The 12,729-nt window shown below is 66.9% G+C and carries 13 protein-coding genes; 1 reads left to right on the forward strand and 12 read right to left on the reverse strand.

The features are described from left to right. Nucleotides 1-36 precede the first annotated feature (36 nt). Entirely contained in the window at nucleotides 37-804 is a 768-nt protein-coding gene (locus tag Q9R08_RS08880; RefSeq protein WP_308867606.1) for an NAD(P)H-hydrate epimerase, read from the reverse strand. Next, nucleotides 801-1,910 carry a YihY/virulence factor BrkB family protein gene (locus tag Q9R08_RS08885; protein WP_308867607.1) on the reverse strand — a complete coding sequence of 370 codons (1,110 nt, stop codon included), beginning with the start codon at nucleotides 1,908-1,910 and terminating at the stop codon, nucleotides 801-803. The genes Q9R08_RS08880 and Q9R08_RS08885 overlap by 4 nt, the downstream gene beginning before the upstream one ends. 87 nt (nucleotides 1,911-1,997) lie before the next feature. Between Q9R08_RS08885 and Q9R08_RS08890 the strand changes: the two genes are divergently transcribed. Further along, nucleotides 1,998-3,671 (forward strand): GspE/PulE family protein, encoded by a 1,674-nt coding sequence (locus Q9R08_RS08890; RefSeq protein ID WP_308867608.1) that lies wholly within the window; start codon nucleotides 1,998-2,000, stop codon nucleotides 3,669-3,671. Between the two features lie 90 nt (nucleotides 3,672-3,761). On the opposite strand, the gene Q9R08_RS08895 is transcribed toward Q9R08_RS08890, so the two are convergent. From Q9R08_RS08895 to Q9R08_RS08940, 10 genes are all read right to left on the reverse strand, one after another. Further along, a complete protein-coding gene (locus Q9R08_RS08895) occupies nucleotides 3,762-4,997 on the reverse strand; it encodes a type II secretion system F family protein (RefSeq protein WP_308867609.1) in 1,236 nt (411 codons plus the stop codon). A 1-nt stretch (nucleotide 4,998) separates the two neighbouring features. Beyond that, nucleotides 4,999-6,327, reverse strand: a complete 1,329-nt coding sequence (locus Q9R08_RS08900; RefSeq protein ID WP_308867610.1) for a type IV pilus twitching motility protein PilT — start codon at nucleotides 6,325-6,327, stop codon at nucleotides 4,999-5,001. Nucleotides 6,328-6,332: 5 nt separating this feature from the next. Then, a complete protein-coding gene (locus tag Q9R08_RS08905; protein WP_308867611.1) occupies nucleotides 6,333-7,013 on the reverse strand; it encodes a hypothetical protein in 681 nt (226 codons plus the stop codon). After that, nucleotides 7,013-7,660: a hypothetical protein gene (locus Q9R08_RS08910; RefSeq protein ID WP_308867612.1), complete on the reverse strand. Its 648-nt coding sequence runs from the start codon at nucleotides 7,658-7,660 to the stop codon at nucleotides 7,013-7,015. The genes Q9R08_RS08905 and Q9R08_RS08910 overlap by 1 nt, the downstream gene beginning before the upstream one ends. Beyond that, nucleotides 7,657-8,673, reverse strand: coding sequence for a type IV pilus biogenesis protein PilM (gene pilM / locus Q9R08_RS08915; RefSeq protein WP_308867613.1), 1,017 nt, complete (start codon nucleotides 8,671-8,673; stop codon nucleotides 7,657-7,659). Before pilM ends, Q9R08_RS08910 begins: the two co-directional genes overlap by 4 nt. A 29-nt stretch (nucleotides 8,674-8,702) precedes the next feature. Next, nucleotides 8,703-9,587: a prepilin peptidase gene (locus tag Q9R08_RS08920; protein ID WP_308867614.1), complete on the reverse strand. Its 885-nt coding sequence runs from the start codon at nucleotides 9,585-9,587 to the stop codon at nucleotides 8,703-8,705. A 3-nt stretch (nucleotides 9,588-9,590) separates the two neighbouring features. Further along, nucleotides 9,591-11,234, reverse strand: coding sequence for a hypothetical protein (locus Q9R08_RS08925; RefSeq protein WP_308867615.1), 1,644 nt, complete (start codon nucleotides 11,232-11,234; stop codon nucleotides 9,591-9,593). After that, entirely contained in the window at nucleotides 11,225-11,755 is a 531-nt protein-coding gene (locus tag Q9R08_RS08930; RefSeq protein WP_308867616.1) for a PilW family protein, read from the reverse strand. The genes Q9R08_RS08925 and Q9R08_RS08930 overlap by 10 nt, the downstream gene beginning before the upstream one ends. Continuing rightward, a complete protein-coding gene (locus Q9R08_RS08935) occupies nucleotides 11,752-12,132 on the reverse strand; it encodes a type IV pilus modification PilV family protein (protein ID WP_308867617.1) in 381 nt (126 codons plus the stop codon). The genes Q9R08_RS08930 and Q9R08_RS08935 overlap by 4 nt, the downstream gene beginning before the upstream one ends. A gap of 93 nt (nucleotides 12,133-12,225) precedes the next feature. Beyond that, nucleotides 12,226-12,651, reverse strand: coding sequence for a type IV pilin protein (locus tag Q9R08_RS08940; RefSeq protein ID WP_308867618.1), 426 nt, complete (start codon nucleotides 12,649-12,651; stop codon nucleotides 12,226-12,228). Between the last annotated feature and the right edge of the window lie 78 nt (nucleotides 12,652-12,729).

Raw genomic sequence — 12,729 nt, forward strand, 5'->3', positions numbered from 1 at the left:
GGCACTGACGGGTCCCCGGGCGCCGCGCGGGGTTGGTCAGTCGCCCTGCGCTGCGACCACGCGCGAGACGGTTGCCTCGCCCGCGGGTTCAACCGACTCCAGCGCCGCGCCGAGTCCGATGTCGACGAGCACGAGCTCGCCGGTGAGCTCAGGGCCGCGCCCGGCGACGAGTCCCTGCTTGACGGCGCCGAATGTGACGGTGACGGATGCCGGGAGCACGGCGTCATCCGCGACGCCGGTGTCGGGGTGCAGGCCGCTCGGGATGTCGACGGCCACGATCCGCGGCCTGCTGCCGTCGCTCGAGATGGCCGAGAGGAGCGCAGGGACCGCCTCTCTCGCGGTGCCACGCAGCGCCGGGTCGCGCGAAGCGCCGATGCCGAGGATGCCATCGATGATGAGACCGTAGCGGTGGGCCGTGTCGCCGACCTCAGCGAGGTCGACCCTCCTCACTCCGGCGCCGACGGCTGTGACAAGGGCCCCCTCGTGGAAGCGGTCGGCGACGAGCAGCGCGTCGACATCGGCGCCAGCGGCGACCTGTGCGGCGGCGTACAGCGCGTCGCCTCCGTTGTCGCCGCTTCCCGCGAGCACGAGCACGCGCGGGCGGGGCGTGTCGAGATGATCGAGCGTCATGGGTTCCAGCGCGCCGGTGACGGTCGTGGCGGTCTGCGACGATGTCAGCTCCGCGCGGACGATGTCGGCCAGAGCCGCCGCGGCGCGGCGCATGAGAGGCGCGCCGGCGTCGAGGAGGGGGCGCTCGGCTGCGCGGACCTGCTCGGCCGTGTACGTCGACACGCGGTGGCTCACGACTGCTCTTTCCCGGCCCCGACCTGTTCCTGTTCCGCCGGCGCGGCTGCCGTCTCGTCGGCCTGCTTCTTCTCGTCCGCCTGCTTCTTCTCGTCCAACTGCTTCTTCTGCGCGGCGAGGCGCTCGCGGTCGGCGTCGGCGCGCGCGTGCGCGAGCTCCTCGGTGGCGACGCGCACGGCATCCTCCGCCTGCCGCACCCGTCGCAGCGCGAACGTCGGCGAGCCGAACCGCTCGCGGACTCGGTCGACGTGCTCGCGCTCGCTGACGATGATCCAGGTCGAGGCGAGCAGGATCACCTGGGCGGACAGGTTCAGCCACAGCAGCAGCGCGATGAGGCTGGCGAAGGTGGTGAGGAGAGGGTTGGAGCCGGCGCCTGCGACGAAGAGTCCCGACAGCTGCTGGAGGACCGTGAGCCCGACCGCGCCGAGGAAGGCCCCCGACCACAGCGCGCGTTGACGCGCGCGCACACCGCTCAAGCTGACGAACGCGAGGGCGACGACGGCCATGTCGAGCAGGAACACGACGCCGATCGAGACACTGCGCGTGGCGATCGTCGCAAAGTCGTCTTGGGCGATCCCCGCCCAGTCGAGCACGGCGCCGATGAACGAGGTGCCGACGAACGTCGCGCCAGCGGAGAGGACGAAGCCGCCGCCGATGGCGATGGCGAGCAGCAGGTTGCGCAGCAGCACCCAGACGAAGAAGACGTCGTCGTGCACCCGGTCGGCCAGGGTGCGTATGGCCACGCGCAGCGATCCGATCGCGCCGATCGCCGCTCCGACGAGCGCGACGAGCGCGATGATCCCTGCCACGGTCAGTCCCGCAGGCGCCTGGATGTCGGAGACGTCGACGAGCCCGTCCTCGCCGACGAGCCCCGGGATCGCGGCATCCACCGCGTCCACCAGCGATTTCCACGCCGCGGGGTTGTCGCTCAGCCAGATGGCCGCGAACGAGAATCCCAGCAGCACGCCCGCGAACACGGAGAAGAGGGAACGGTAGGTGATGCTGTCCGAGAGCATCGGGCCGCGCCGCTCGGCGTAGTGCAGCCACACCCGCACGAGCCGCAGCGACAGCGCCCAGGCCGTCAGCTTCGCGATCAGGTCCGCCATGGCGTCACCCTATCGAGTGCGTGCAGGTCCCCTGCCCAGGCTTGACGCGCGGCACATAGTATGTCCCATGGGGATAGGGGAATCACCATGAGAGGTCTCGCTCAGACGCTCGTGCTCACCGGAGCCGTACGAGCCGCCGACATGTCAGCCGCGATCGCGCAAGCCGGTGGCGCCGACGGGCCGGAGCTGCAGCGCTTGCTGGTGAGCTCGAAGCTCGTGACCGAGGGGCAGGTCGCCGAGGCGATCGCCCTGCATACAGGCCACCGCTACGTCGACCTCGCGAGCATGCCGCTCGACCCGAACGTGGTCGCCCTCGTCCCGGGCAACCTCTGCCGCAAGTATGGCCTCATCCCGGTCGACCTCCGCGGCGAACGCCTCACCGTGGGCGTGCTCGACCCGACCGACATCGTCGCGCTCGACGACGTCGCGAGCATCACCGACCTTTTCGTCGAGCCCGTCGTCGTCGCCGAGGACGCGCTGACACAGATGTTCGAGCGGTTCCTGCGTTCCGACGAAGAGCTCAGCGAGCTGTCGATGTCGATGGAGGAATCGAGCGAGGCGAACCAGACCGCGTTCACCGAGAACCTCGAGGAGCAGGACAACGACGCGCCGATCGTCCGTTTCGTGAACCTGCTCATCGCGCAGGCCATCAACGACCGTGCCAGCGACATCCACGTCGAGCCCGGCGAGAAGCAGCTGACGGTGCGGTTCCGCATCGACGGGGTGCTGCACGAGATGCAGAAGGCCGACCGCGCCATCCAGGACGGCATCATCTCGCGCCTGAAGATCATGTCGTCGATCGACATCGCTGAGAAGCGCAAGCCGCAGGACGGCCGTCTGTCGGTCACGCACGAGAACCGCACCGTCGACCTCCGCGTGGCGACGCTCCCTACCGTGTGGGGCGAGAAGATCGTGATGCGCATCCTCGACAACACCGGCCAGGTCATGACGATGCGCGACCTGCTGTTCTCGAGCACCAACGAGAAGCGGTTCCGCGAGGCGATCACAAAGCCCCACGGCATGATCCTCGCGACCGGCCCGACGGGTTCGGGCAAGTCGACGAGCCTCTACACGGCGCTGCGTTCGATCGCGAACCCGAAGATCAACGTCATCACCGTCGAAGACCCGGTCGAGTATCGCATCGGCGGCATCAACCAGGTGCAGGTGAACAACCGCGCCGGCCTCACCTTCGCTACGGCACTGCGGTCGATCCTCCGCTCCGATCCCGACGTCGTGCTCGTCGGTGAGATCCGCGACTTCGAGACCGCGAACATCTCCATCGAGGCCGCCCTCACCGGTCACCTCGTGCTGTCGACGCTGCATACGAACGACGCGCCGTCCGCGCTGACGCGCCTGACCGAAATCGGCTGCGAGCCGTTCCTCGTCGCCACGGCACTGTCGGCAGTGATCGCGCAGCGCCTCTCACGCCGCCTGTGTATGCGGTGCCGCGAGCCGCTCGTCGAGACCAGCGACGTGCTGACCTCCCTCGGCTTCCCGCACGACCCGGCCGATCCGCCGCAGCTGTACAGGGCAGCCGGGTGTCAGGCCTGCTCGAACACCGGATATCGCGGTCGCGTCGCGCTCCACGAGATCATGACGCTGAGCGACGAGATCGAGACGCTCGTGGTGACGCGGGCGACCGGCAGTGAGATCCGCCAGGTCGCCCTGGAGCAGGGCATGATCTCGCTGCGCGAGGACGGCTGGTCGAAGGTCGCTCAAGGGTTGACGACGATCGAAGAGGTGCTTCGGGTCACTGTGTGAGGCGCCTGTCGCGATCCCGGTCGCTGAGCCTGTCGAAGCGCGCCACTGCCCCAGCACCCGGTCGCTAAACGAGCGAGACCCAGCCTCCTCCTACTGCTTGGCGAGCTCCCCGTACAGCGTGAAGATCGGCAGGTAGAGCGAGACAACCATGCCGCCGATCACGATGCCGAGACCGACGATGAGGATCGGCTCGATCGTCGACGAGAGCTGGGCTGTCGCCGTCTCGACCTCGTCTTCGTAGAAGTCCGCGATCGACGAGAGCATGTCGACGAGCGTGCCCGACTCCTCGCCGACCGACACCATCTGCGGCACCATGGTCGGGAAGACCTCGGCCTTGGCGAGCGGCCCCGCGAATGAGCGGCCCTGGCGGATCGACTCCTGCACGTCGCGCACGGCCTCCTCGATCTTCCAGTTGTTCGACGCCTGGCCGACGATCGAGAGCGCCTGGATGATGGGCACACCCGCGTTGAGCATCATGGAGAGGTTGCGTGCGAACCGCGCGACCGCGATCTTCGTGGTCAGCTTGCCGAAGACGGGCATCTTCAGCTTGATGGGATCGAAGACCTTCCGGTACTGCAAGGTGTGGCGGTTCGCGCGCCACCATATGACCGCGACGGTCACGAGGATCACAATGGCGGGGATGATCCACCACATGTTGTTCGAGATTGACACGAGGATCTGCGTCGGCAGCGGCAGCGAGCTGCCGAGTCCCTTGAACATGCCCTCGAAGATCGGCACAACGAAAGTCACCATCACGAGCACACCGATGATCGCGATGACGAGAACGATCGCGGGGTAGGTGACGGCCGCGCGGATCTTGTTCTGCAACTCGGCCTCGCGCTGATAGTTGTCGGCGATCGAGCTGAGCGCGCTGCCGAGGAAGCCGCCGGCCTCACCCACCTTCACGATGCTGAGCATCAGCGGCGGGAAGGTCTGGGGGTGCCGCGCGAGCGCCGCCGAGAACGACGAGCCCGACTCGACGTCTGCTTGAACCTGCACGAGCGCGGGCTGCAGGCGCTTGTCGTCTGTCTGCTCGATGAGGATCGCGAGCGTCCGCATGAGCGGAAGACCGGCGTTGATCAGGCCGGCCATCTGCCGCGAAAACACTGCGAGCGTGCGCGCAGAGACGGTCTTGGTGCCTCCCGGCAGCTTGATGTCGCGGTTCAGGCCGGTGTTCGACTTCAGAGTGACCTCGAGAGGCGTGAGGCCCTGAGCCTTGAGCTTTCCCGTGACGGCAGACTCGCTCGCCGCTTCGATCGTCCCTTTCACGACCGATCCGCCGCGCGGGTCCACGGCTCGATAGACGAACTCCTGTACGACAGCCATGTCAGGCCCCCTTCTCGGGCGCGGGCAGGCCGAGCTCGGCCCACGATTCGGCATCGTTCAGATACGTGTCGTCGTCGACACCGGACCAGTCGACGTCGCGCGCGGTCGGGTCCACGCGCCCGCCCACGGTCGGCGTGCCGAAGCGCGAGCCCATGCCTACGCCGGTTCCCGCTGCGGCATTGGCAGGGACGGATGCCGCGGCATCCGCCTGCCGCCATTCGCCGGCGTGGTGCGCCCACTCCTCGGCGTCGAGGTCGCGCGGCTTGATGTAGACGCCGTCGAGGCTCTTCGGGTCGACCGCGAAGTCCATCGCGACGTTGCGCGCGATGGTGCCGTCGGCGACGAGGCGGCGCAGATCCTGGTCGAGCGTGTGCATGCCGACCTCCGACCCGGCTTGCATGGCCGAGTAGATCTGTGCGACCTGACCCTCGCGGATCATGTTCGCGACCGCGGGGGTGTTGATGAGCACCTCGGTCGCGATGGTGCGCCCGTTCACCTGCGCGAGCGGCAGCAGCGTCTGGCTGATGATGCCCTGCAGCGTGTCGCCCAGCTGCGTCCGGATCTGGTGCTGCTGGTCGGCGGGGAATACGTCGATGATGCGGTTAATGCTCTTCGCCGCGCCCTGCGTATGCAGCGTCGACAGCACGAGGTGTCCGGTCTCGGCAGCCGACAGCGCCGTCGAGATGGACTCTGGGTCGCGCAGCTCGCCGATGAGGATCACGTCGGGGTCCTGTCGCAGCACCCGGCGCAGCGCTTCGGCGAACGAGTTGGTGTCGCGGCCGACCTCGCGCTGGTGGATGAGCGCGCGCTTGGACTGGTGATGGAACTCGATCGGGTCCTCGATCGTGATGATGTGCGCGGCCACCAGCTGGTTGACGATGTCGACCATCGCCGTGAGGGTGGTCGACTTGCCCGACCCGGTCGGCCCCGTCAGCAGCACGAGCCCGCGCGGCCGCAGCGCGAGGTCGCGCGCGATCGGCGGAGCGCCGAGCTCTTCGAGCGTGTACACGCGGTCGGGGATGTACCGCAGCGCGATCGCGATCGACCCGAGCTGGCGGTACACGTTCGTGCGGAAGCGACCGATGCCCGCCGTCGCGTGGGCGAGGTCGACCTCGCCCTGCTCGAGGAACTCCCGCTTCTGCCCCTCGCTCATCATGCCGAACGCGGTGCGCTCGACCCACTCGTCCGATAGCACCTCGGGGTACCCGGGCACCGGCACGAGATCGCCGTCGACGCGGAGCAGCGGCGATGCGCCGGCGGTGATGTGCACGTCCGATGCGCGGTAGCGCGCGCCCCGCGCCAGGAGCGTCTCGAAGTCCAGTTCGTCCATCGCCGTCACCCTTCCGCGTCCATGAAGGTCAGCGCGGTGATCTGCATGTCGAACGTGCCTTCACTGCCCTGACTCGTCGTCGCCGTCACGCTGTTGAGCAAGCGCGGCCCGGCCCGCAGCGCGTCGAGGAACGCGGTGGCCTGCGCCATGTCGGTCGCGCTGGCGGTGATCACGAAGTCGACCTGCTGGCGGCCTGCGGCGTCGGCGATTCCTGCACCGGCCGCGGCTTCCGTCGTGGTTCCCGTGATGGTGTCGGTTGCACCCTCCGTCGCCGCCGGCGTCGGCTCGGGAGTCGGCGCGGGAGCGACCGCCGCGGTGTCTCCGTCGATGACGCCGATGCGGGTCGTGAACAGCACCTGTTCTCCGGCGGTGACGGAGGTGAGGGAGACTCCGGAGGCCTCCGCCGCCCGTCCGACAACCTCGAAGACGTCGTCGAGCTGCGCGGTGGCGGGAATCTGCGAACGAAGCTCAGCGACCTCGGCATTGATCCGCTCGAGGTTCTCCTCTTCCTCGGTGAGGTGGTCGACCTGGGCCTGGTAGATCGCATTGGTGTTCGTGACGGTAGCTGTCTGCCCGTCGACGCCGACCGCCTGGAAGTACAGCGGCATGGCGACGAGGAACACGCCGAGGGCGATGACACCGAGCGAGACGATCAGTCCGATGGCTGTGACGAGCTGCTTGGGCATCACTCGCCCCCTTCTTCGGCCGCGAACTGATTCGAGTACACGGTCTGGTCGAACTCGACGTCGAGCAGATACGCGTACCGTGCCTCCGACGCCTCACTCGAAGTGAGCGACTGGCCGTCCGCGTACAACACGCCATCGACGCCGCGCAGCGAGCGGATGATCGCGACGATGTCGAGCGGTGTCGGGCTGTCGATCGTGACCGTGCCGACGACGCCCTGCTCTGCGGTCGGGTCATCGCCTTGCGCCACGCCGCCGACGTTGAAATCGAAGGCGGTGAGGGTGGTCTCGGCGGGGAGGATGCCGGTGATCTTGGCGATCACCGGCGTCCAGGCGAGGTCCGCAGCCGTCGCCTCGGTGCGATAGTCGGTGAGCTCCGACTCGGTCGCGAGCGCCCGGCTCACCTCCGACAGCGACGAGATCTCGACGAGGAGTGCGTTCGTCTCTGCCTGTTCGGCGGCCAGGCGCTGATCGGCGAGGAACTTGAACGCAAAGGCGCCCACGATGATGAGGAGCGCGACGACGATGGCGCCGAGCACGATCCAGACCCATTGACGCACGAGCTTGTCGCGTTCGCGGCGCACGACCTCGCTGCGCGGCATCAGGTTGACGCGGGGGACCCCCGAGAACGGGGCGGGGATGGCGGTCATCGGCCGACCTCCCCGAGTGCGATGCCGATGGTGCCCACGAGGTTGAGCGAGACGTCGCCCGCGGGTGGCGGCGTCGACATCGAGACGACGTCTCCCGCCGACACGATGGTCATCGGCGTGTCGATGGCCGCCGCGAGCGCCGCCATGACGCCCTCGACTGCAGCGCCGGCGCCGGTGACGAACAGCCGTGTCAGCGGCGCCGCGCCCGCTCGGCTGCCGAAGAACGCCAGCGTGCTCCGGACGCGTGCCGCGAGATCTGAGGCTCCGGGCGGCGTTGCCGCGCGGATCGCGCCGCGCGTGCGACCCGTGACCGCAGCGCCGTTGCCGGCCGCAGCGAGCTCGAGTTCGGGTTCGGCGATCTCCGCGTTGTGCCGGCGAACCGCTGCGGTGGCCACGTCGATGGGCAGGAGGCGCACGAAGAGCGGCACCCCGCCTCGCGAGATCACGACCTGCGTGGTGTGGTCGCCGATGCTGACGGTCGCCACAGTCTCATCGGGTGCCGCGAGCGATGCCGTCGCGCGGGCGAGTCCGAAGGCGCCGAGGTCGACGGCCTGGGCGCGCACCTTGACCTTCGCAAGGGTCGAGATGATCTGCTCGATGCTGTCCGATACGGCGGCCACCAGCAGGCCCGACACCTGGTCGCCGTTCTGCGCGAGCGGGAAGAAGTCGAGCACTGCCTGGCTCGCGGGCACGGGGAGCAGGTCCTGCACCTGGTAGGGCAGGGCCTCCCGCAGCAGGTCGGGCCGCATCGCCTGGGTCGTGTATTCGCGCACCAGGATGCGGCGGCTGGCGACGCCGAGCACGGCATCCTTGCTCTTGAATTTTGCGCCGGTCCACAGCTGCCGGAGCGCGACGGCGACGGCGCCCGGGTCGAGGACCTCCGAGTCCTTCGCAGCGTCAGGCGGCAGCGGCACCTCGCCGTATGCGATGAGCTGTGGCTTGCGACCTAGTGAGAGCTCCGCAGCGCGCACGCTCTCTTCGGTCACCTCCAGCCCCACGATCGTCTTCGCCATGTTCTTCCCTTCCCCAAGATCCGCCGGGCCTACGCGCCGACGAAGAGATTCACGTACCATCGGCCGACGGCTTCGCCGGCGAACACTCCCGTCCAGGCGCCGAGGATCATCCACGGGCCGAACGGGATGGCGGTCTTTCGCCCTGCTCGCCGGAGCAGCAGCAGTGCGATGCCGAACAGTCCCCCGTAGAGGAATGCGGCGAACGCGCCCACGGCGAGGGCTCCCCAGCCCACCCAGCCGAGGTACACACCGATGACTCCGGCGAGCTTGACGTCTCCCCCGCCCATCCCGCCGCGTCGCACCGAACGCAGCAGGAAGTAGAACACGTACATGACGACCATGCCGATCGCGGCCCGCAGCAGCAGCTCCCAGTCGCCGATCAGCCAGGCCGATACGGTGAACAGGATGCCGGCGACCAGGTAACTCGGCAGCACGATGCTGTTCGGCAGCCGGTGCGTGTCGAGGTCGATGAGCGTCAGCACGATCGAGATCGCCGCGAAGTACAGAAACGCGACGATGACGAGCACGGCAGCCCACACGTCGGAGGGCACGACCACGCCGTCCCACGCCGTCGAGGCGAGGTACGTCAGCAGCGTGGAACCGAGGAGCCCCTCGTAGACCGCCAGCCCCCACCAGGTGACGACGGCGAACGCGACGCCCGTCACGGCTTCGACGATCGGATACCGCGCCGAGATCGGCGCCTTGCAGTTCGCGCACTTCCCACGCAGGGCGATCCATGACACGACCGGCACGTTCTGCCACGGCTTGATCGGCGAGTCGCAGTGCGGGCACCGGCTCTCGCGCGTCAGCGAGATGTGCGCCGGCACGCGATAGGCGACGACGTTGAGGAACGACCCGATGAGGAGGCCGAAGATTCCTGCGACGACGACGAGGAATATGGTGAACTCGGCCATGGGCTAGCGCTCTGACTGGTAGGCGAGGTTGTCCAGTCGCGTGACAGTGTTCGAGGGATCGAAGATTCCGCCCGTGCCCTTGATTCCGCAGCTGATAGTAGGGAGTGTCGGCGCCCACGACATGGGCATGCAGGTGAACGTGCCACCGTTGAGGTGTAGGCCGTCGCTGCCCATGTAGAGCTGACCCGACATGGTGAGCGACATCGTGCTGTTGATTCCACACGCGCTGTAGATCAAGGTCCGTACGTTGATCGTGGTTCCGGCGGTGAACTTGTCCAGCGCCGAGGACGAGCATGTCGGCGGCCTTCCGTCGCTGCCGTTCGGGTCGAGATGCACGATGAGCAGTTGCGGCCCCGTCGCCAGAGTTGTTCCCACGGGCCTAGAGATCGTATCGGTGAGCTCCAGGTCCATCTTCTCGCTGGCTGGGACGAGAAGGACGACATCGCGCGCCAGCGTGACATTGCCTGGCGCCACCTTGATGCCGCTACCCCCCGCGGGGCACCCCGTCATATCTATGACGGCACGAGTTCCGGTGGCGCTCAAAACCGCCTGGAGCTGCGTCGTCGTGCAAACTGTCCCCGCGGCAGGCGCAACGACCGGCAGCGCTGCGGAACTCCACGACGTGCTCGCGGTGAGTTCGATCCAGGCCGTCGCACTGAATACCTGGGCGAGCGTTGGCGAAATCACCGGTGTCGGTTCTCCTGTGACGACGGGCACAGGGCTGACGCCATCTGCCTTCTTCCAGTCCGCCGAAACGTGGTCGACCATCGCAAGATGGGTGCGGAAGGAACCGTCAACCGTGCCCTTGCCGTTTTTCGTGTCGATGTTGCCGGCCGCGTAGACATCCCCACCGATCGTCACCCCGTTTACGTTGAGTTTGATCTGACCCGCGACCGAGATCACATCGCCACCGACCGTGAACCTCTTATTCTTGATCTCGATCGTGTCGCGCGTGTAGACACTGCCGGTAACAGTGCAATCGTCGGTGATCGTCAATCCGCCGCGCAGCACCCAGAGATCACCGTCGATGGCCCCGGTCGCACCGTTGTTGCACTCGTAGTCGCCCTCACGGATCACCAGATCACCGGTGTAGGTGGACTTGGTTGCTTTGAACTCGCCTTCGAAGAATGCGACCGTGCCGGACGGAGTCGTCGCAGGCCCGTGATACCAAGGATAGATCGCGTCGATCGTCGCTTGCGCGTCGTCGGTACCCGTGCCAGTGGACCTGATCACGACCCATTTCGTCGTTGCGCTGGGGCACGTGGCGGTGACTCCGCCCGCGTCCCAGGCGGACGGCCGAACTGGCACGTCCGTGGAACGGATGGAGTAGGAGTATTTCGGGTAGGCGCCAGCCGCGGAGTTGGCGGACATCACCACCGCACCGCAGTTCAGCCCTGTGGAGGTGATGGCGCTCTTCAACGAGGCAACGGCGACGTCGCGACCCGATTCGGCGGCGATGAATGCCTGTGTCTGGTCTTTGTTGTCGACGTTCGCGCCGATCGTGAAGATCACAGACGCCGCGATGGTTGCGGCGATGATGAAGCCGACGAACATGACCACGACGACAGTCACTAGTACTGCGCCGTCCTCGTCGAGACCGGGGTTCTTGCGTTGCTGCGGGTTGCGCAGTCGATCGATCACCAGCATCCGTCGCTCCCTGATTCCTGCAGCGACCGAGGCGCTACGTCAGCGGAAAACCTCACCGGCGATGCTTCGGTCGTGATCTTGAACGTGTAGGTCAGCGAGTTGGCCGCCGTACGAACGAAGTACGGCGTCGTTCCTTGCTTCGTGATGCCCGTCTGCCAGCTCGGCCAAGTGGTGTTTGGCGACGGCAGCATGGCGGCGTCGGCAGCGAACTGTGCCCCAGGGTCGGTGAGGCGGAACCCCTGGCACTTCTGATTGCCCGCGAGCGAGGTGCTCACCCGCAGCACCGTACCGCTTTCGGTTACTTCGAAGTAGAGCGCGTTCCGCATTGCACGTTCGATTGTCGAAGAGACGAGTTGGCCGCGGTTGGTCGCCTGGGTAACGCTGGTCACCTGTTCTTGCGTCCGCCAGGAGTTGACGAGGATGGTCGCAATCGCCGCGATCACCAGACCGCTCACAACCATGGCGACGACCAGTTCAATCAAGCCGAGGCCGTCGTCGTTCGTGCTGGAGCGAGGAGTCATGGGATGTAGACCAGCGCTCTGCTAGAGGCAAGGGCGCGACCCTCGCCCACGATGGTCACCGTGAGGGTAGCGGTCGCGCCGATGGCGCAGCCCGTTACAGAGCTCGTTGACGCGGAGAGTGAGACGCCACGACCGTCGGACACCGTGGGAAGTGATGAGATCGAGTTGAGGTACGCACAGGTCGGCGTTGCTCGCGCATCGTCGATGATGGAGTTCATATAGCGCGTTGCGGTCGCTGTGGAAGCCTGTTGCGACGACAGAACGATCCCCTGCCAAAGAGCGGGCAGGATGGCCACCGCGACAATGCCCAGCAAGAACATCGCGATGATCACCTCGACGAGGCTGAACCCCGCAGCATCGATGCCACGATCCCTCATCCGCGCACCTCCCCAAGTGGCAGAATCCCCAAGCCAATCATGCCACGAGGGCCGAGGAGTACATCCCTCGGCCCTCGTGATGCCGATGGTCGATCACCAACTGTCGCTGTTGCAGGCGGTCAGAGTGCCCGCCTGCGCCCACTCAGGCGTCGTCTCGTTGTTTGTGGCGCGCACGCAGATTGCCGACGCATCTGATGTCGAACCCGCGGGAGTGGTAGCAATCGTTACCGTGATGGCGGGCGGCGTGCCGGCCGACGCGGCGGCGGCGGTTACGTCCGCCGCCGCCTTGTTGTTTGCGATCGCGGCTGCAACTGCGGTAGCGCCGTTGGCAGCCGCCGCCGACAGCGCGTTATGCCGGGCGGTGGTCTGAATGTTTGCGAAGATCGGAATCGCAACCGCGACGAGGATGCCGAGAATCACGACGACGATGATTAGCTCGATGAGCGAGAAGCCCTTCTCGCCCTCTTCCTCGCGGCGAGCCTTCTCGGCCCCGAGATAGTTCTTGATGAATGCACGCATGGCGTGGTGTCTCCCCAGTGTGTGAATTGATTGGTCAGCTCTGACCCGCCGGCACAGCAAGTACCGGTTCACATGTAA

This window comes from Microbacterium psychrotolerans, assembly GCF_031085295.1.
In the GTDB taxonomy this organism is placed as follows: Bacteria; Actinomycetota; Actinomycetes; order Actinomycetales; family Microbacteriaceae; genus Microbacterium; species Microbacterium psychrotolerans.